We start from the raw sequence: 20,853 nt of genomic DNA, 5'->3' as shown, positions 1-20,853 counted from the left end.
ACCCTCCTACCGCAACAGGGTCATCCCCACAGCTATGCGGGGAACACCTTTAAAAACGACTCCTCCAGCCCCGGTGCACGAACTGGCGGAATCCCCAAAACGGGGACACCACCATCATCCCCGCGAGCAAGGACTCCTATTCATCCGCCGACGTCACGACCAGGCCCTCCTCCCTGGAATACCTCACCACGAAACCGTTGATCTCCGCATGCAATCCCCCGCTCCCGTCGTCGCGCAGCATCACGGCCAGCCTGCCGGCAAGCCACGGCGATTCCTGCCACATCATCGTCTCCTCGCCGCAGCCGTCCTCCAACGTGGCGATCAGAGAGTCAATGCCCTCACTGCCGTTCATCCTGACCGGCAACCGTACGGAGCACTGCGACATGACCATGGAGAGACGATCGGATGGCGTCTCATGGACGGGAACCGCATCGCCGAGGTCGACGCCATGATGCTCGTCGCCGATCCATGGCAGCAGCCGCACGGCTTCCCCATCATCACCGCGCAGCAGCATGACCTCGACGGTCTCCCGGGTGTCCCGCACGGCACGTTGTCCCTTGTCGTCATTCGCATCGTCAATCTGGTGCCTGTCGAACCAGCCGGTCAGGGTCTTCTCATTGTCCGCCATGTCCTTCAGCGAACACAGCAGGTACGACCTGGCCTTGTCTTTTTGTTCGGCGCCGTTCAGTGCGCGCTTGCCCACCGCGGCATCGTAGCGTTCAAGCCAGGCCGATGGAATCAATCCGGCAGCCGCATCGCCATACGCAGTACGGACCATGCTCGCGATGTCTTCGGGAAGATGCAGCATCCGAGACGAATCCCCATCCGTCAGTCCCATCACCGCCAACGATTCCATCAGGGAGGCCTCCTCGTAGACGGCCTTCACACCGCTGTCGAACTCGGGACCATCCGCCGTCCAGGATGCGATGCCCCGGACATAACAGACCGCATCGCGCAGTCGCACCGGTCGGTCGCATTCGTCTGCGCCACGATGATGACGGTGCACACGGCCCAGCCGCTGCATCACCAGATCGATGGGCGCGATGTCGGTGACCAGCGCATCGAAATCGACGTCCAGCGACTGCTCGAGCACCTGTGTCCCGACGACGATCAATCGGCTGGGACGACGACCGTTGCCGACGGTGCTGTGCGGTCCCAACAGGTCACGTAGTTCCCGTTCGTTGTCCATACGGTCAAGGTCCACGAATCGGGAATGCGCCAGTCGGGCCACACCGTCGCCGTACCGTTCCCGAAGCAGCGTCGCGGCATGCTGCGCACGGTCCACCGTACTGCAGATGACGCCGACGCATCCTCCGCCATCGAGCAGCTCATCAAGCAACTCGACCAGCGATGCATCGTCATCGCCGCGCAACCGGCATGAGACGTCCAGAGACCGTCCGGAAGGCTCCAACGGCTGCGACATCATCGTCTCTCCTGCGGAGTAGGTGATCAACGGGTATCCCTGAACCTGGTCAACGTCATGAGCGCCCCGGGCGGGAGTTCTCTTCCGCTTCCCCGAGAACCTGCTGGATTTGCGCATGAACGCCGGCAACGTGCTCTGCTCTTCGGGGGATCCATCCGCCGCGGAGTCATCATCAGCACCGCTCCTCACCGATTCGGCTGCCGAACGCCCACGCATGTACGCGTCGACCATGTCACGACGCTGCGATTCCGGCAACGTCGCGGACAACAGCACCACGGGCGCGCGGAATCCGCCCAACCATTCGAGGATGCGCTTCAGATACTCCTGCATGTAGGTGTCGTAGGCATGGCATTCGTCGATGACGACCACCTTGTTGGCGAGCGCGAGCTGACGCAGCACCACATGCTTCATCTGCAGGGAGCCCATCAACACCTGATCGACGGTGCAGATGAGGAAGTTCGACAGTACGCCCTTCTTCCGTCCCCACATCCAGTTGGACACGACCGATTCCACCGGAACCCGGTTCACGCTGCGTCGCGCCGATTCCATCGCATGGACCGATTCGTCGACGTCGACCGACGACAACGCGCGGCGGGAGGCGGCGATCACCCCTCTGAACTCCTCGTTGAGCTGCGCCTTGCCGTGGGCGAGCCATATCGTCTTCTCGATGTCGTCGTCCGGCTGGGGCAACGCATCCAGCCAGGCGTGGACCCTGCCGAACATGGCATCGGTGGTGGCCATCGTGGGCAGTGCGATGCATACGCCGCCGCGACCGGTGCGCTGCGCGAGAATCTCGGCGGCGGCGAGCGCGGCTTCGGTCTTGCCCTCGCCCATGGGCGCCTCGATCACCATCAGCCCCGGCTCGTTCACCGTCGCGGCCAGACGCGCGACCTCACGTTGCACCGGGCGTGGGGAGGCGCCTTGCGGCAGGCGGAATCGGGAGGAGAACCACGCGCCCAATGCGTTTGGATCGGCGAGCTGTCCAAGATCGTTCGTGGGCGCCTTCCACGGCGAGCACAGTCCCAGATGTCGCCACGCCGATTCCGCACGTGCCGTCAACCCCCTCCATGAGCGGACATCGTTGCCGTTGCCGTCCTCGAGCGGCCCATCCCCCAGCGACCCGTTGATTGGGACGAGAGGGAACAGGTCGTCGTCGCTGTTGCTGGCGATCCAGTCGGCCATGATGACCAGTCCGGTCAGCAGCGATTCGGTCTGCGGGCTCAGTCGTCGCTTCGACATGCGGTCCATGTCGAGTCGGGTCAGCCCGACCATCCGCATGACGTATTCGACTAGTTCGGTCTGGACGGCTTGCCAACCGATGCCATCGTCACCCCCGTTCGACGCGGCGTCCCAGCCCATTCGCGCAGGTTCTCCAAGAGCGGCGTCCCTGAGGGCCCTGCTGTCCGGCGGCGGGGTGCCGTGGTGCCCTCCCACCACGCTGGCATACGATCGAGCGACGTCGTTATCCCATCCGTACCGGTCGGTCATATGCTTTTCGAGGATCACCTGTCCGGCGACCGGATGCGTAGGATCGTTCTTTCGGCGGAAATCGGTCCTGACCGGTAGTCCCGCGCGTTCGGGCAGCCAAGCGAGCGTGTTGTCCGCGGGATCGGCGTTCGGGTCGAATCGGATGGGCTTGCTCTGGAAAATCGGCGTCGCCTTGCCGATGTCGTGGATGCCGGCAAGGAACGCATACACCATGCGCGCGTTCTCTTCGCCGCCGCAATCGCGACGAATGATGTCCTTCGTGCCCTCCGGCGCCCAATGGTCCCAGATGCGCTCGGCCGCGGCGAGGGAGTCGGCCATGTGGACGTACAGCGGCAGCCAGTAGTCCCCGTTCTGTCTGTCCGTCTTGCCCCAGACGGACCGTGCCTGCAGGGACAGATGCAGATCATCCTTCATCTCATTGTCTCCTGGTGGTGATCGGGATATGGGCAAACGGCATCGTCGGCTCCTTGGATACGCGGTTCTCCGATTCGTGCGTTCCTCGCGCGAATCCCCGGATCCCACTGTATCGCAATCCGGTGCGCGCGATGTGCCGCTTCATGTTCCACACGGTCGACGCGAGACGCGACCGACTACGATTGTCCCGTATGAGCGAAACGAATCCCAATGAGACCACGTCCGCGAACGATCTGCCGGTCCGGCTCGAGGCCGGCCAGCCTGCACCCGACTTCACGCTGACGGCGATCGACACCGACGGCGAGAAGACCACAATCACACTGTCCACATTGACCGGCCGGGGCGAACGCGTGCTCCTGTACTTCTATCCGGCGGCGATGACCCCGGGATGCACGACCGAGGCCTGCGACTTCCGCGACAACATCGCACGCCTCGCCTCGCTCGGCTACACGGTGCTGGGCGTCTCCAAGGACCCGCTCACCAAGCTGGAGCGATTCCGCGAGCGCGACCACCTGACGTTCCCGCTGCTGAGCGACCCCGATCTGACGGTACACAAGCGCTACGCCGCATACGGCGAGAAGAAGCTGTACGGCAGGACGCATGTGGGCGTGATCCGTTCCACGTTCGCGATCGGCACGGACGGGCGCATCGAACTCGCCCGCTACAACGTGCGTGCGAAGGGGCACGTGGAGTCGTTGATGAGGAGGCTCGCCTGACGGTCCCGCGGCGGCCGCGTCGTCTCACTCCCGGTATGCGTCGAGGTCACGCATCATGCGCATCGTGTCGTCCCACCATATGCGCAGACGGTTGCGCGGATTCCGGGTGAACGGCTCGCCCGGCAACGCGTGCTCCGCGCGCGAGGGGCCGGCGAGCCGCGCGATCCGCACGATCGTCAGGATGACCGCGGTCTCGATCGCCGCGAGCAGGATCGCGCCCCGCACTCCCCCTGCCCACGGCACGACCGCATGCTCGCCGCCGCCGAGCCACATGGCGACGCGCTCCATGACGCGCGTACCCCACGAGGCCACCCAGGCGAGCACCGCCGCCGCATCGACGTTCGCCCATGCGACGGCGAGCCCCGCGAGCCCGGCCATGGTGGCGAAGTCCACGACTGGGGAGACGAGGACGTTCGCGACGAGCGACCACAACGGCAGCTGCGGCTCCATCATCACCTGTATCGGCAGCGTGGCCGTCTGCGCGGCGATCGTCATGGCGACGGCGTCGGCGAGCCGGTCCGGCAGGATCAGCGCAGCCACGCCCGAGATCGGCCGGGACATCATCACGATGCCGAGCACGGAGGCGCAGGACAACGCGAACCCGTAGCTCCACGCCAGTGCCGGGTCGAGCAGCAGCATGACGATGACGGTCACGCACAGCGCGCTCAGCGCCTGAGTCCGACGGCCCAGATACAGGGCGGCGGCGCCGATCCATCCCATGACGAGCGCCCGCGAGACGCTGTCGCCGGGAGCCATCAGCGCGGCGAGCAGCGACGTGCAGCCGACCATCAGCACCGCGACGATCCGTCGCGGCACGAGCAGCCGCGCGCATATCCGGCGTATCAGCCCCGATACGATGACGAAATGCCCTCCGGAGACGGCCATCAGGTGCATTATTCCGGCCGTGCGGAACCGTTCCTCGAGCTGGCTGGCGTAGGTGTCGTTGATCGGCCGTGCATCGTACGAGGACGACGGATGGTCCTGACCGAGGAATCCCATCGTCAGTCCCGGCACGAGCACTCGTCCCTGGTCGGACAGTCCCTCCGTGGCCCTGAAGAAGGACTCCTGCATGTGTTCGCGACATCGTTCCGGCCACGGCTGTTCCTTCAAGACGACGAGTCCGTCCTCTCCGTGCACGGTCAGCCATAGCGGGGTCGTGCCGATCACGGCCTCGGCGAACGTGCCGGACGCCCGGTAAACGGCGCCGCGATGGATGCGCGAGCAATCATCGCCCGAGGCGAACAGGCGCACGTCGGCGTTCGAACGGACGCGCACGAGTCCGTCGTCGAGGATCTGCACGCGCATCTCCGCCTGACAGTCGGCCTTGCGGTTGGATGAGACCAGAACCGGTTCGACGACGGTTCCCTCGAGGCTCAGGTATCCGGATCCCTCCCGCGCCCTGGCCATGGCCGGATCATGCCAGGTGGTCGCGCAGACGGCCCACGTCGTCAACGCGCCGAGCAGCGCCGTGGTCACGCACGCGGTGACGATCGTCCGTCCGACGCCGATGTGGACGAGCGCCGTCGATATCCGCCAGACGGCGGCACATGCGACGAGCAGCATGGCGACCGCGATGAGGAGAGCATCCGGTTCCCGCCACGATGATTCGGCGAGGATGTCCCACGCGGTTTCGCCGTCGTTTCCCGAAGACGCGTCGGCGAGCAGGACGAACAGCCGGTTCGTCGCCAGACAGGCCGTCCACAGCGTCGCCGCGATAGGCAGGAGCCGATGGTCCCGACTGCCGCGTTCGATGCGGGGCCCGGCGTCTCGCCGGCGCATCAGACCCTGACCTCCGGGCGTATCTTCTCGAGCGTCTTCTCGCCGATGCCGGACACGTCGAGCAGCTGGTCGACGCTGGTGAACCGTCCGATCCGCTCGCGATGCTCGAGGATCTTCCGAGCCGTGACCGGTCCGATGCCGGGGACGGAGTCGAGTTCCTCCAGTGTGGCCGTGTTGAGGTCGATGCGCGTGTCCGCCGGGTCGGGAGCCGGGACCGATGACGAGCCGGCCGACGGTGAACCATCCGTCGAACCGTCCGCATCCGTCCGTCCGGTGTCGTCGGTCGGCCCGTCCGGTGATTGGGTCGTCCGGCCACCGTTCGATTCGTCCGGTCCGGCCGTCGAGCCGCCCGACGTTCCGTCATCCACGGTGAGCGACTGCTCGCTGCGATCCCGTTCGAGGGCCGCGTAGTTCAGCGACTGCCGGATGAGCAGTGTCAGGCTCATGCAGGTGACGAACGTCATGATCAGGACCGCCGCCAACGCATGGGTGGCGGTGAGTCTCAGCCTCGGCTTGCCGTGTTTCGCCCGACGTTCGAAATCGTCGTCCATGTCCTCGCTGCGTACGCCCGTCAGATCGGACAGCGCCCGGACTGAGGATCCGGCCATGCCGGCCCTCTCCGGTTCGTCGTCGGCCGCCGTCGGATTCGCGGCGATGATGCCGGTCGCGGCCGTCGATGGTCGCGGAGGCAGCGGCACCGTGGCCATCGACGGTCGCGGAGTCGCGGGAATGTCGTACGGATACGGCCGGGGATCGGCATCCGGCCTCATATGATGAACGCCCATATCCACCACGGTGGGCGGGTATGGGCGTGAAGTCCAGTCGGACGGGGAATGTGGACGAAGCCCTCGGGTTTCTTCACATTCCCCGTCCGGAAACATCACTCGGACGGTACGATCGACACGATCTTCGGGGCCTTGACGATGACCTTGCGCGGCTCCTTGCCGCCCAGGCGCGCGGCGACGGCCTCGAGCGCGAGCCTCTCGAGCTCGGCCGGGTCGATGTCCGGGGAGACCTCGAGCTTGGCACGCACCTTGCCCTTGATCTGCACGACGGCGGTGACGGTGTCCTGGCCGACGTACTTGTCGTCGGCGACCGGCCACGGAGCGGCGGACAGCGACTCCGCGTGACCGAGGCGGGACCACATCTCCTCGCAGATATGCGGCGCGATCGGGGCGAGCATGAGGATCAGCGGCTCGACGGCGGCGCGCGGCACGGCCTTCAGGGAGGTCAGGTGGTTGTTGAGCACGATGAGCTTGGCGATGGCGGTGTTCGGACGCATGTTCTCCATCTCCACGGTCACGTCGGCGATCGTGTTGTGCAGGAGCTTGAGGGTCTTGGCGTCCGGCGCGTCCTCGCTCACGTGGGCCTCGCCGGTCTCCTCGTCGATGACGTTGCGCCACAGACGCTGCAGGAAGCGCATGCCGCCGACCACGTTGCGCGTGTTCCACGGGCGGGACTCGTCCAGCGGGCCCATGCTCATCTCGTACAGGCGGAAGGTGTCCGCGCCGTAGTTCTCGTACATGTAGTCCGGGGTGATGATGTTCTTGAGGCTCTTGCCCATCTTGCCGAACTCGCGGTTGGCGTGCTCTCCGTGCCAGGTGAACGTCGGATCGCCGTTGGCGTCGGCGGGGCCCTCGACGACCTCGTCGGCCGGCACGTACTGGCCACGGTCGTCGGTGTAGGCGTACGCCTGGATCATGCCCTGGTTGAACAGCTTGTGGAACGGCTCGGCCGAATCCACGTAGCCCAGATCGAAGAGGATCTTGTGCCAGAAGCGGGAGTAGAGCAGGTGGAGCACGGCATGCTCGACGCCGCCGATGTACAGGTCCACACCGCCCTCGGCGCCCGAGTACTTGTTGTGCTTCGGGCCCATCCAGTAGTCGAACTCGTCCTTCTCGACCATGTGCCTGGTGTCGGTCGGGTCGATGTAGCGCATGTAGTACCAGCAGGAGCCGGCCCAGTTCGGCATCGTGTTGGTGTCGCGGTAGTAGGTCTTCACGCCGTTGCCCAGATCGAGCTCGACCTTGACCCAGTCCTCGTTGCGGCTCAGCGGCGCCTCCGGGTTGGACTCGGCGTCCATCGGATCGAAGGTGCGCGGCTGGTAGTCCGGCACGTCGGGCAGGTTGATCGGCAGCGCGGAGTCCGGCAGCAGATGCGGGGTGCCGTCCTCGCCGTAGACGATCGGGAACGGCTCGCCCCAGTAGCGCTGGCGGGAGAACAGCCAGTCGCGCAGGCGGTAGGAGACGGTGCCCTTGCCGACACCGGCGGACTCGAGCCACTCGTTGACCTTGGCGATGGCGTCGTCGACGCGAAGGCCGTTGAGGCTCAGGGCGTCGCCCTTGGCCTTGGTGGCCTCGACACTGGAGTTGATGACGATGCCGTCGTGGGAGACGAACGGCGCCTTGCCCTCGTAGTTGGCGAGGTCGTCACCGGATTCCGGCAGCGGCTGGACGGTGTAGATGACCGGCAGACCGAACTTGGTCGCGAAATCGTAGTCGCGCTGGTCGCCGCCCGGCACGGCCATGATCGCGCCGGTGCCGTAGTCCATGAGGACGTAGTCGGCGGTGAACAGCGGCAGCTTCGCGCCGGTGATCGGGTTGATCGCGTACAGGCCGGTGAACAGGCCGGTCTTTTCGCCGGCCTCGTCGACGCGGTCCTTCGCGGTCTTCGACTCGGCGGCCAGACGGTAGGCCTTGACGGCCTCGACCGGGGTGGCGTAGCCGCCCTTCCAGGCATCCGGGGTCTCGGCCGGCCATTCGGCGGGCACGTCCTCGAGCAGGTGGTGCTCCGGGGAGACGACGGCGAAGGTGGTGCCGAACAGGGTGTCGGGACGGGTGGTGTAGATCTCCATGTCGCGCGTGCCGTTCGGGGTGTCGACCTCGAAGTGGACGGAGGCGCCGTGGGACTCGCCGATCCAGTTGCGCTGCATGAGCTTGACCTTCTCCGGCCAGTCGATGCCGTCGAGGTCCTCGATGAGGCGGTGGCCGTACTTGGTGATGCGCATCGACCACTGGCGCAGCTCGCGCTGGAAGACCGGGAAGTTGCCGCGCTCGGACTTGCCCTCGGCGGTGACCTCCTCGTTGGCGAGCACCGTGCCCAGGCCCGGGCACCAGTTGACCGGGGACTTGGAGATGTAGGCGAGGCGGAAGTCGTTGAGGATGTCCTGCTGCTCGGCCTCGGTCAGGTCGCCCCACGCCTTGCCGTCGGACTCGTGGCCCGGGATGGCCTTCTCGCCGGACTCGAACTTGGCGACGAGCTTGGAGATCGGCCGGGCGGAGCCCTTCGTGCCGGACGGGTTCGTGGCGTCCTCGTCGTACCAGGACTCGTAGATGCGCGAGAAGATCCACTGGGTCCAGCGCACGTAGCCGGGGTCGATGGTGGCGAACGAACGGCGGTTGTCGAAGCTCAGGCCCATGCGGTGCAGCTGGCGGGACATGTTGGCGATGTTCTGCTCGGTGGTGATGCGCGGGTGCTGGCCGGTCTGGACGGCGTACTGCTCGGCCGGCAGGCCGAAGGCGTCGTAGCCCATGGCGTGCAGCACGTTCTCGCCCTTCATGCGGTGGTAGCGGGAGACCACGTCGGAGGCGAGGTAGCCGAGCGGGTGGCCCACGTGCAGGCCCTTGCCGGACGGGTAGGGGAACATGTCCATCGCGAAGTAGGAGGGGCGCCCCTCGGCGTTGCGGCCCTTGCCGTCCTTCAGATCACCGGAGACGTTGGCGGCCCAGAACGTGCCCTCGTCATCCCACTTCTTCTGCCATTTGTTTTCGATGTCCTGCGCCAGAGCGGCGTTGTAACGGAACTTGGGTTCGGTCTCACTCATAACGCACGATAATACACTGACGCACCCCAATCACCACCGGCCATCGCGCATGACGGTACGGGCCTCACGCCATGCGAGAGTTCTCGTCGATGCGGCGAGACAAGCGCATCACAACCGAATACAGAATGAACATCATGGATAAGCGCATCCCACTCGGTCTCGTCGCATGAACACATCCGATACGCTGACGAGCGACCATCCGGACAACGAAGTCCAGCAAAACGTCACCACCCCCGTATGGTCAACACGTACGAATCGGTCATCAGTCATTCTCCCGCGACCCCGTCTGCACAGACGTACCGGGTGGACCGCGCGGCACCGATGCGACGCAGCAATCCACGGTTCACCAGACCGGTGAGAATCTTCTGCGCTTGCCGCTTGCCGACATTCAGCAGTGCAGCGATTTCATCCGATTGGACCCCCCGATGCTCACGGACATACGCATAGGCATGTTGTTCCTGCTCACTTAATTCAATGCTATCGCGAACCAATCGCGAATCTATCGCGAACTTATCACGAACCGATTGAGGATCATCCGGCATCTCGCCAGCGGTATCGCGAACCGTGTCAGCGGCATCTGGCACCGCTTCACCGGCATCCCGCGCCGCCTCGTCGGCCTTGCGGTAGATGTTGATGCGCAGGTCGGTATCACCGCCGAGAAACTCCGGTTCGCGCAGTCCCGCTTCACGTACCTCCTCGATGATGCGCGGAATGCCGCTGCCCCAGTGTTCAATGAGACGCATGTAGGAGAACGCAGTGGCCAGCGCCTCGTTGCGGATCTTCGAGTATCCCTCCTTCATGCGCGTGATGGTCTGCCCCATCGGCAACCGTCCGGGCGACGTAATTTCGAGCCGATCATCGTAGATGGCGACCTGGATGCTGGAATGATCGATGTAGCTGCGGTGCACAACGGCATTGACAATGAGCTCGCGGATTGCGTCCGGTGGGATTTCGTATACGTCCTGTCGGTACACGCCTTCAAACCGGGCTCCCATGTGGATATTGCGCAGCACGTACCGATACGCCTGCTCGATGAGTTCCCACGGCACACCGGTGAACTCCCGCCGATCCACGAACACGGCCTTGGTGGAGCCCTTGAACACGCCGCACTGGATGATGGAGCGCACCGGACCGTTGGTTCCGGTCAGAATCGCGTACGCGTTCGTGGGCTTCAATTCGCCGTCACGTTCGACGAGCACGCCCCACGATTGGAGCTGCTTGACGGTCACCGACTTGACCTGACCGGCATCGTACTTCGCATTGGCTTTGGCGACCGTCGTCATCCGCTCGCACAATTCGGTGATGTCGTCATTGGTCGCCTCCAGTCCAAGGCATACGGTCTGGTCGAAGCTGCGGTTGCTGCCCTCGAACAGCAATTCCTTGATGGTCGCCGTGTCGGCCTGCCGCGTGGTGCCGGCGACACGCACGAACGTACCCTGCTCGCGTCCCATCGACTTGATGAAGTACGGACGTTGGGCGCCGGGCAGGATCTCGGCGATAATGACGGTCTTGCCATCGATGTCGCGCATGGAGATGTCCGGGATGATGAGCGGTTCGCAGCTGTCGGCGATGGCGTTGGAGATGGCGTCCATGATGATGAACACCTGATCGTCAGGCACACCGACCACGTTGAGCGTCTGGTCCTCGACGCCGAATACGATGCGGCCGCCCTCACCGTTGGCGAACGCCACTGCCGTCTTCGTGTACTTGATGCTCCGATCCGGCAACACCACTTTGTACTCAACGTTCTTGGATTCACCGGATAGATAATTCATCTTTTCACCCATTCTTCCTTAGCTGCCGTACTCCATCAAATAAGCAAATCCCTTATGTTCTTACCTATCTCATCCCGATAAAGCCTCTTCTTCATTTCCGCAACATTTGCACCAAGTTGAATACCTAGCCACATTCGTAGAATAATAAGACTTTGCATAGTGGTTTGATACATAGTCTGAAAATCGGAACTTTTCGCATCCGGATGTTTATTGCCCATGAAAGTTTTACAAGCCTCAAATCTCCATCGAGTTGAATCATTAAAAGGAAAGAAACTTCCAAATTTTTCCACTACACAAGTAAGAGCTTTTTCATAAGAGACAAAACGCAACATCCGATTTCTCTTGTTTCTCTGAAAAAGATAAACATCCCTCTCAGTCGTTGCAACATACCAAGCCACACACTCAAGAGCCGTTCCTACAAGGATGGACAAGGTCTCCAAAGCAAGATGTTGGTGTTCGCGAGCCAAATAAGATAGTAACGTCATACCTTGACTGCAAGCCTGCCTAAGAGACAACCATTTTTTAATACCAAAAATACCTATATCACGATACGAAAAGATAAAAGTATCTTGAATATTATCAACCCCATTTCTTTGTACAAGCGGATAGTAGGAAATAACGGGGAACCACCCTTCATAAACTATTTTACCGTCTATTACTAATTTAGGATCATCCAATCTCATCACTGACATATCAGTAAATTCTCGCGAATTCCAATCAGATATTGATATAAGATCTTTAATTGCATGGTGAACTGATAGATGCTCTTCCCACTTCATCTCACAATCCTTCTTTGTCTCAATCAGAACTGATTGACGAGAAATAATTGAATCGGTTTTACCTGATTCAGTTACCTCAAAATCAGGACGAATTACCAAACCTGCTTGCTTATCGATATCTACAGGAGGAATTGCTGAAGAGCAAACCTTCACATTCTTACATTTTCCTTCTTCATCTTTCGTCACAAGAAGCGATGTTGATGATAAATCAAACCAGCGAACCGAATCCAAACACCGCGTTCGCAAACCATTTATTTCCGCATAGCGACCATGCCTTCCACCGCAAACCACATACGTAGGAATAACTTTCCCAGTACCAGGGCCAAAGCCCACAGACATAGACATACCCGAGCTGCGACACCCCACCAACACAAAACTGCGTGCATTGCAAACGAACAGCAGCTCATGCGGCAACGAATCAGGAATTTGATTGCCGACAACTAGACCACCATTGGAATCTCTCCATGAGGAAACGAACCAACATCCGGGAACAGTTCGTATATCCCTAAACGGCACGGAGAGTTCAATCCGCGTTCCGGTGTCGCGAAGAACTGCGGGTACTGCATCTTCACGCTCCCCGCCCAGCATAATATATCCAGTCAGAGGATCGGTCAGATGCAAGTCGTCAGTCAATTTATGCCTCCAGCGGGTTGACGGGCCAAGTCCAAGATTGGACGTTTGGCTTCGATGGGTTTGATGGTGCGTACGGCCTTGCTCATACGCAGATAGCCGACAGGGATGCCGTCATCGAGGTTGATGGGAAGGTCACGCTCGCAGTCGATGCATTCCTTGATAGCGGTATGCAGTCTCTCGCCCTTGTGAACCTCGATGGCTCGCTGCCGGACCCGGACAACGTGCTCCCCCGTTTTCTTGGAGAGGAATCGTCGCCATCCGGATCGTCATCACTTGTAAACAGCAAGGCGAGGATGCATCTCTGAGAAGTGAATAGTCCCCCAATCGTGAATGGCAAGCGATAGCGTCGCTCACCCCTCATGGTCTCATTACCGTACGCTCCCGCCATCTGCACTCCTCATATCCGCCCGATGGGAATACTCCAGATTACACTCCCGAGAGTATATTCCACCGACGATGCATGTATCACGCAGCGAACCGGAGGGAAGGAGCGAGTCCTCGCGAATCGACCGTGTCTCCTGTGATAGGCTCGCTGACAACGACGGCGACGATGCCGTCCCATCCAGAATGGAGGACCTCATGCCCGACGACTCGATCTTCGACCAGTACCCGCTCGATCAGTGGAAGGATCCGGACCATCGCATCATGGACCGGTTCTCGCTGAAGGGGAAGAAGGGGTTCGTCACCGGCGGCGCCGGCGGACTCGGACGCAACGTGGCGGCAGCATGGGCCGAGGCGGGCGCCGACGTGGCGATCGTCGACCTGCCTCGCACCAGGGAGACGCTCGAACCGCTCGCCGCCGAACTGTCCGAGCGATACGGCGTGAACGTCGTGCCGCTCTACTGCGACGTGTCGGACCGGGAGCAGGTCGACATGCTGAAGACGTCGCTCATCGAGCGGCTCGGCACGGTGGACGTCGCGTTCATCAACGCCGGCGTGAACGTGCCCGGCGACGATGCCGACGAACCGTACGAGGTGTGGCAAAAGACCATCGACATCAACCTGACGGGCGCGTACCTGACCGCGCGGATCGCGCAGCACATCATGCGCGAGCACGGCCACGGCGGCTCCCTGGTGTTCACGTCGTCGCTGTCCGCACACAACGCGAACTTCATCGGCGGCGGCCCCTCGCCTGTGGCCGCATACGGCGCCTCCAAGGCCGGCATCTACGAGTATGCCCGCTACCTCGCCGCCGCGCTGGCCCCGTACGGCATCCGCTCGAACACGGTCTCGCCCGGATACGTGTGGTCCGGCATCTTCGAGGGACGCATCGTCCCCGAGGCACACGACATGATGACCGCACCGGTGCCGATGCGCCGATTCGGCACCAACGAGGAGATCGCCGCGGCCGTGCTGTTCCTCGCCAGCGACGCCTCCTCGTACGTCACCGGCACCAACCTGCAGGTCGACGGCGGCTATTCCGTGTACTAGAAGCACCGAGGGCTGTCCGGAACGTACGGTCCGGACAGCCCATCGCAGAGATCGCCGCGGCGAACATCGCCGGGAATCCTCCGCTCACACCGCGAAGGCGGACCAGCGACCGTGGGCGTGCTGGACCTCGATCGGCATGCCGAACAGGTCGGACAGACGCTCGTCCGTCAGCCCCTCCTCGAGCGGACCGGTGTAGACGATGGTGCCCGCACCGGGGTTGCCGGAGGAGTCGAGACCCTCCTCGGTGGCGTCCTCGACAGGAATGGGCTTCCTGCCCATGATGGCGATGTGGTCGAAGCCGGCGGGAATCTCCTCCAGACGGTGCGTGACGAGCACGACCGCACGGTCGGAACGCTCCTCGCCGATGCGGCTCAGCGTGCGCATCACCTGCTCGCGTCCACCCAGATCGAGGCCGGTGGTTGGCTCGTCCATGATGAGCAGTTCTGGGTCGCCCATCAACGCGCGCGCGATGAGCACGCGGGTGCGTTCGCCCTCGGAGAGCCTCCACATCTCCTTGCCTTCGAGGTAGCTCACGCGGAAGTCGCGCAGCAGTCCGCGGGCACGCGCGTACTCCTCCTCGGTGTAGGTGTCGCGCCAGCGTCCGGTCACGGCGCTCAGGCCCGTGACAACCGCGTCGAGCGGATCCTCGAACTCGGGGAACTGGCGGCCAAGATCGGCGGAGGCCAGTCCGATGCGCGTGCGCAGTTTGAACACGTCGTATTTGCCGAGCTGATGGCCGAGGATGAACACGCGTCCGCAGGAGGGGAAGGTGCGCGTGGCGAGCATGCCGACGGCGGTGGACTTGCCGATGCCGTTGGGGCCGAACAGCACCCAGCGCTCCCCCGCGCGGATGGTCAGGTTCACGTCGGCGATGATCACGCGACGGTTGCGGCGGAATTCGACGTCCTCGAGTTTGAGTACGACGTCGTCGGACGGGGTGACGGACTGTGACGGGGACTGGATGCTGTCGTTCATGGGGGAACCTCACGGAATACGAAGGGCTCCCCTCGACGGAGGGGAGCCGGGTTGATCAGATGGCGAATGGGAAAAGCGGGCTGAGGTGAACCGGAATCGTCACTTCTGCTCGTCGAGCACCGACTGGTAGACCTTGACGGTCTCGTCGGCGATGGACTCCCAGCTGAAGACGTCGCGGGCGCGCTCGTAGCCGGCCTGCCCCATCTTCTTGCGCAGCTCGGGGTCGGCCATGATCCTGTTGATCGCGTCGGCCATGTCGTGCACGAACTTGTCGGGATCGGTCGGGGTGCCGGTGCCGTCGTGCAGCTGGTCGATCGGGACCAGGAAGCCGGTCTCGCCGTCGACGACGACCTCGGGGATGCCGCCGGTGGCGGAGGCGACGACCGGTAGGCCGCAGGCCATGGCCTCGAGGTTGACGATGCCGAGCGGCTCGTAGATGGACGGGCAGATGAACGCGTCGCAGCCGTGCTCGAGCGCGGACAGCTCGTTCTTCGGCAGCATCTCCTCGATCCAGACGATGTTGCCGCGCTTCTTGTCGAGCTCGGCGAAGGAGTTCTTGACCTCCTCCATGATCTCCGGGGTGTCGGGCGCGCCGGCGCACAGGACGATCTGGATGCCCGGGTCGACGAAGTGCAGCGCCTTGAGCAGGTACGGCAGGCCCTTCTGGCGGGTGATGCGGCCCACGAACAGCAGGGTGGGCTTGCTGCGGTCGATGTTGTAGCGCTCGAAGACCTTCCAGCCCGGATCGTCGTCGGCCGGGGTGGCGAACTCGGACATCGTGATGCCGTTGTACACGACGACGACCTTGTCCGGATCGAGGTTCGGGTAGGCGGTGAGGATGTCCTTGCGCATGCCGCCGGAGACGGCGATGACGCGGTCGGCGTGCTCGTAGGCGTCCTTCTCTGCCCAGGAGCTCAGGTTGTAGCCGCCGCCGAGCTGCTCGCGCTTCCACGGACGGAACGGCTCGAGGCTGTGCGCCGTGATGACCAGCGGGGTGCCGTGCAGCATCTTGGCCATGTAGCCGGCGAGGCAGGCGTACCAGGTGTGGGCGTGGATGATGTCGGCGTCCACGTCGTTGGCGATCTGCAGGTCCACGCCGAAGGTCTTCAGCGCGCCGTTGGCGTCCTTGAGCTCGGCGGGGGTGTCGTAGCCGACGACCTTCAGGGAGCCCTTCGCCTCGGCGGCGTTCGGGATGGCCGGGACGTCGGCCTCGGTGCGCGGGCCGTCGAAGGCGCGCACGGTCACGTCGATGCGCTCGGCCAGCACCTTGGACAGCTGCTCGGCGTGCACGCCGGCGCCGCCGTAGACGTGCGGCGGGTACTCGCGGGTCAGAATGTCAACCTTCATTGGTTTCCTACCTCTCTTTCCGAACGGAAAATCAAGCAATACCCACTCTACGGCACGACATACGGAAAAACGCACAACCTGAGTCGTGCGTCTTCCAAGAAAATCGTGTCGTCCGCGACCGGATCAGACGGCCGTGCCGTTCTGGTCGAGGTTCGGGTTGTGCTTCGAATCGCCGGCGGTGAAGAACAGGCTCACCACGCCGACGATGAACACGCCGGCGACGGTGGCGACCAGCCACATCGGGCGCATCGCGCTCGGCAGCCACATGACCACGAAGAACGCGATGACCGCGAGCGTGATCAGCGTCCAGCTGCCCACGCGGAACCACTGGCGCGTGGAGTGCGGCGCCTTGAACGCCTTGGGATCCTTGTAGTCGGGGTTCGTGGTCAGCGTAACGTCGGACTCGACGACCTTGCCGCCGGTCGGCTTCCACGGGCCGAGGGACTCGCCCTCCTGCAGCCTGCGGGAACGCTCCTGCAGCTGGTACTCATCGATCATTCCGGCGCGGCCGCGGCCACGGGTGGAGTCGTACTGCGACGGCACTCCCCTGCGGTCGGCCTTCGCCTTGGCGCGACGTTCTGCACGATTCGGCATTGGAACCACTCCTTATCGTTCTGTGCGAAATGACACTGCGTGCTACTTTACCCCAGCGCCTGACCCATCGAACTGTCCATTCGCATGAGTGGAACGGCACCTCGGCCCTCTGTATGCGCAGTATCATGTCCGCAGGATGATGAAGAACGTGAAGGATCTGCTGAGGAACCCGATGAGGTTCGAGAAGGCGCTCTATATCGTGGCCTCGGTCTGCTGCATCGGAGCGGAATGCGTCGAATGGGTCAACAGCGTCGGACTGACCCCGCTCATGCATGTGCAGAACGCGCTGATGATCATGCTGCTCGCCCTGCTGCCGTTATGGCCATTGCAGATGAGTCTCGGCATCGCCGCGCTCTGCCCCGTACTGTATGCCGTGAGCGCCGATTCCTACTGGCTGGTATGCAATCCGTTCCTGCTGGCGGTCATTCTGCTGGGGCGACGGTGGGGGCGATACGCCTCGGCACTGCCGGCGGTGCTACTGACCCAGATACTGTCGTTGGTCGGCACCCTGCTGGCCAACGAACCACTGCGGGGCATCACGTTCATGCTCGAGCCCATGGCGATCTCATGGCTGATCGGCACACTGATGCGGTATGCCGCACAGGCACAGGGGGAACAGGTGGCCGCCGAGCAGCGGGTGCGGCATCGCGAATCTCAATTGAAGATGCTGCACGTGTTGCATGACTCCGTGGCCAACGACCTCGTCTACGCGGTCTCCCGCAGCCGGAGCCTCGCCACAAGGCTCCGAAGCCGCAACGAGATCGAGGACCTCGAGGAAATCATCGGCGTACTCGAATCCGCGCTCATGGAGATCAGGCAGCAGATCATCATGCCGGTCAGGGATCAACTCGACGAACATCCTACGATCGGCGACGTACGGAGCAACGACGCAGGGAGCGACGCCGATGCGCCGCCGGAGTTCGGCAGGAACCTGACACTCATCAAACGCCGACTCGACAAACAGGGGTTCTACGGGACACCGCAGGTCGTCGGCGACCCCACGCGCATCGACGGTCGGACCGCTCGGATACTCAATCTGTGCATACGCGAGATCGGAGGCAACATCGCCAAGTACGGCCGTCCCGGCGAATATGCGCTCGTCGTGTCGATCGCGGATGACGGCACGACCGTCATCTCCTCCAACACGTGCCGCGACGCCGGTCCCGCAAACGGTGTCGAGAACGCCGGAATCACCTCGTCGGGAAGCGGACTAACGATGCTGCGCGGCGAACTGCACGACGCCGGAGGAACCATATCGACCGGGAAAGAGGACGGGGAGTGGTCCGTGTACGTCTTCATTCCCCGACAGACGGCACCGGGCGATTCGGGCCACGAGCCGAATCACGGACATGACAATGGAGAGAATTCATGAACGGAACGGATTACATCTCCATCGGCATAGTGGACAACGATCCGCTGGTGGCACACGCCCTGGAGACGATGTTCGGGGACCGTCCCACTCCCCTGCGGGTGCTCTGGACCGTCGTCTCCGCGCGGGAGGCACTGTCGCTGTGTGACACCGCCGACATGCGCCCGCGTGTGGTGATGACCGACCTGCAGATGCCGGACATGGACGGCAGGGATCTGGCGGAGAAGCTGCACTCCGCACACCCGGAGATCGGCATTCTGGGAATGACCGCGTTCCAGCTCATGCACTCCTCCGACGAGCTCAGTGCGGCGGGCATGGATGCGGTGATACGCAAGGAGGCGGCGGTTCAGGAGTATGTGCAGATGATCGGCCGTATCACGGGCAACGAGCATGCCGCGACGTGGCAGGAGCGGTCGCTGGCGTTTCAACGCATGATGCTGACGGATACGGAGATCGCCGTACTGCGCGAATATCTGAAGGGCCGCACCACGGCCGCCACGGCGAGTCTGATGCATATGAGCGTGGGCACGGTCAAGACGCACATGAACAACGCCTATCGGAAGATGGGCGTTCACAGCCGTGCCGAAGCGATTCGCATCTGCGTGCGCGAGCATCTCCTGTAATCATCCGCCGACAATCGGCGGCGGCATACGGCGGCACGGATCACATATGGAAACGAAGGGTTCTCCCCCGCATACGCGGGAGGGAACCCTCCGTTGCAAGTGACGCTACGCGCCCCGTGCATCGGTCCGGATGGACCGGATCGTTCAGCGGGGCAGCATCATCGGACGGGCGGAGGCCTTGATCGGGGCCGGCAGCTCGCTCGTGTGCTCGCTGGAGAGGTACTCGTCGACGGCGGCCGCGCAGGAGCGGCCCTCGGCGATGGCCCACACGACGAGGCTCTGGCCGCGGCCGGCGTCGCCGCACACGAAGACGCCGTCCTGGGAGGTGGCGAACTTGTCGTTGCGGGCGATGTTGCCGCGCTTGTCGAGTTCGACGGGCAGCTGGTCGACGATGGTGGCGGTGTCCGGGTGCAGGAAGCCCACGGAGATCAGGACCAGGTCGGCGGGCAGCACGCGCTCGGTGCCGGGCTGGCGGGTGAACGGACCGTTCTCGCCGGGGGCGACGGACACGACCTTGAGGCCGGTCACGTGGCCGTGCTCGTCGGCGACGAAGCCCTCCGCGGTGGTGGAGTTCTCGATGTGGACGCGCTCCTGCTCCTCGTCGGATCCGATGAAGTTCACCGAATCGGTGGAGTACAGGTACTCGCCGCCCTCGGCCATCGACGTGGTCTTCTGGTAGGTGCGGGCGAAGGTCGGCCACGGCTGGTTGTCCGGACGCTCGGTCGGCTCCTTCGGCATGATCTGCAGGACGGTGACGTCCTTCGCGCCCTGACGGATCGAGGTGCCGAGGCAGTCGGAGCCGGTGTCGCCGCCGCCGATGACGATGACGTGCTTGTCCTTGGCGGTGATGTCGTTGACCGGCTTGACGCCGTAGATGCGGCGGGTGGCGTCGGGCAGGAAGTCGAGGGCGAAGTGGATGCCGTCGAGCTCGCGGCCCGGGATCTTCATGTCGCGCGGCACGCGGGAGCCGATGGCGACGACGACCGCGTCGTAACGGTCGCGCAGGTCGTCCCAGCTGATGTCCTTGCCGATCTCGACGTTGGTCTCGAAGCGGGTGCCCTCGGCCTCCATCTGCTCGATGCGGCGGTCGATGAGCGTCTTCTCGAGCTTGAAGTTCGGGATGCCGTAGCGCATGAGGCCGCCCAGAGCGTCGTCCTTCTCGTAGACGACGACGGTGTGGCCGGCGCGCGTGAGCTGCTGCGCGGCGGCGAGGCCGGCGGGGCCGGATCCGACGACGGCGACGGTCTGGTCGGTCAGACGCTGCGGCGGCATCGGCTTGACGTAGTCGAGGTCCCACGCCTGGTCGATGATCGTGCACTCGTCGTTCTTGATCATCGTCGGCGGCTGGTGGATGCCCAGCACGCAGGCCTGCTCGCACAGTGCCGGACAGATGCGGCCGGTGACCTCCGGGAAGTTGTTGGTCAGCGACAAACGCTGGTAGGCGTCCTCCCACTGCTCCTGACGGACCAGATCGTTGAACTCCGGGATGAGGTTGCCCAGCGGGCAGCCGGTCATGCAGAACGGGGTGCCGCAGTCCATGCAGCGGGCCGCCTGCTCGGTGGTCCAGGACTGCAGGCCGGATTCGGCGTGCACGTCGAACCAGTCCTTGATGCGCTCCTGGACGGGACGCTCCGCAAGCTCCCTACGGGTGCGGACTTTCAGGAATCCTCTCGGGTCGCCCATC

14 protein-coding genes are annotated in these 20,853 nt (G+C 63.4%); 4 read left to right on the top strand and 10 right to left on the bottom strand.

Annotated elements, in window-relative coordinates:
• Positions 1-136 precede the first annotated feature (136 nt).
• Positions 137-3,325: a CRISPR-associated endonuclease Cas3'' gene (locus JS528_RS00130; protein WP_214357086.1), complete on the bottom strand. Its 3,189-nt coding sequence runs from the start codon at positions 3,323-3,325 to the stop codon at positions 137-139.
• Positions 3,326-3,516: 191 nt separating this feature from the next.
• On the opposite strand from JS528_RS00130, the gene JS528_RS00125 reads away from it, so the two are divergent.
• The gene (locus tag JS528_RS00125; RefSeq protein ID WP_214357085.1) at positions 3,517-4,041 is read left to right on the top strand and encodes a peroxiredoxin; all 525 of its coding nucleotides are present in this window, start codon (positions 3,517-3,519) and stop codon (positions 4,039-4,041) included.
• A gap of 24 nt (positions 4,042-4,065) precedes the next feature.
• Here JS528_RS00125 and JS528_RS00120 read toward each other — a convergent pair whose 3' ends face one another.
• The 5 genes from JS528_RS00120 to JS528_RS00100 form a co-directional block, all read right to left on the bottom strand.
• Positions 4,066-5,820: a ComEC/Rec2 family competence protein gene (locus tag JS528_RS00120; protein WP_240541216.1), complete on the bottom strand. Its 1,755-nt coding sequence runs from the start codon at positions 5,818-5,820 to the stop codon at positions 4,066-4,068.
• Positions 5,820-6,527, bottom strand: a complete 708-nt coding sequence (locus JS528_RS00115) for a ComEA family DNA-binding protein (protein WP_214357084.1) — start codon at positions 6,525-6,527, stop codon at positions 5,820-5,822. The genes JS528_RS00120 and JS528_RS00115 overlap by 1 nt, the downstream gene beginning before the upstream one ends.
• Before the next feature lie 173 nt (positions 6,528-6,700).
• Positions 6,701-9,643: a leucine--tRNA ligase gene (leuS, locus tag JS528_RS00110; protein ID WP_214357083.1), complete on the bottom strand. Its 2,943-nt coding sequence runs from the start codon at positions 9,641-9,643 to the stop codon at positions 6,701-6,703.
• 266 nt (positions 9,644-9,909) lie between these two features.
• Positions 9,910-11,430, bottom strand: coding sequence for an ATP-binding protein (locus JS528_RS00105; RefSeq protein WP_240541215.1), 1,521 nt, complete (start codon positions 11,428-11,430; stop codon positions 9,910-9,912).
• Positions 11,431-11,453: 23 nt separating this feature from the next.
• A complete protein-coding gene (locus JS528_RS00100) occupies positions 11,454-12,830 on the bottom strand; it encodes an ApeA N-terminal domain 1-containing protein (RefSeq protein WP_214357082.1) in 1,377 nt (458 codons plus the stop codon).
• A gap of 579 nt (positions 12,831-13,409) precedes the next feature.
• On the opposite strand from JS528_RS00100, the gene JS528_RS00095 reads away from it, so the two are divergent.
• Entirely contained in the window at positions 13,410-14,261 is an 852-nt protein-coding gene (locus JS528_RS00095) for an SDR family NAD(P)-dependent oxidoreductase (protein WP_240541214.1), read from the top strand.
• A gap of 84 nt (positions 14,262-14,345) precedes the next feature.
• Here the strand turns inward: JS528_RS00095 and JS528_RS00090 are convergent, their stop codons facing one another.
• The 3 genes from JS528_RS00090 to JS528_RS00080 form a co-directional block, all read right to left on the bottom strand.
• Positions 14,346-15,236, bottom strand: a complete 891-nt coding sequence (locus tag JS528_RS00090; RefSeq protein ID WP_214357080.1) for an ABC transporter ATP-binding protein — start codon at positions 15,234-15,236, stop codon at positions 14,346-14,348.
• A gap of 99 nt (positions 15,237-15,335) precedes the next feature.
• Positions 15,336-16,583 carry a glycogen synthase gene (gene glgA / locus JS528_RS00085; protein ID WP_214357079.1) on the bottom strand — a complete coding sequence of 416 codons (1,248 nt, stop codon included), beginning with the start codon at positions 16,581-16,583 and terminating at the stop codon, positions 15,336-15,338.
• A 123-nt stretch (positions 16,584-16,706) separates the two neighbouring features.
• Entirely contained in the window at positions 16,707-17,177 is a 471-nt protein-coding gene (locus tag JS528_RS00080; RefSeq protein WP_214357078.1) for a tripartite tricarboxylate transporter TctB family protein, read from the bottom strand.
• Positions 17,178-17,313: 136 nt separating this feature from the next.
• Between JS528_RS00080 and JS528_RS00075 the strand changes: the two genes are divergently transcribed.
• Positions 17,314-18,549, top strand: a complete 1,236-nt coding sequence (locus JS528_RS00075) for a sensor histidine kinase (protein ID WP_214357077.1) — start codon at positions 17,314-17,316, stop codon at positions 18,547-18,549.
• Positions 18,546-19,169: a response regulator transcription factor gene (locus JS528_RS00070; protein ID WP_214357076.1), complete on the top strand. Its 624-nt coding sequence runs from the start codon at positions 18,546-18,548 to the stop codon at positions 19,167-19,169. The genes JS528_RS00075 and JS528_RS00070 overlap by 4 nt, the downstream gene beginning before the upstream one ends.
• A 144-nt stretch (positions 19,170-19,313) precedes the next feature.
• Here the strand turns inward: JS528_RS00070 and JS528_RS00065 are convergent, their stop codons facing one another.
• Positions 19,314-20,852 (bottom strand): glutamate synthase subunit beta, encoded by a 1,539-nt coding sequence (locus tag JS528_RS00065; RefSeq protein ID WP_214357075.1) that lies wholly within the window; start codon positions 20,850-20,852, stop codon positions 19,314-19,316.
• Between the last annotated feature and the right edge of the window lies 1 nt (position 20,853).

Source organism: Bifidobacterium santillanense, from assembly GCF_018555385.1.
Lineage (GTDB): Bacteria > Actinomycetota > Actinomycetes > Actinomycetales > Bifidobacteriaceae > Bifidobacterium > Bifidobacterium santillanense.
This window is presented reverse-complemented; position numbering and strand designations above follow the sequence as displayed.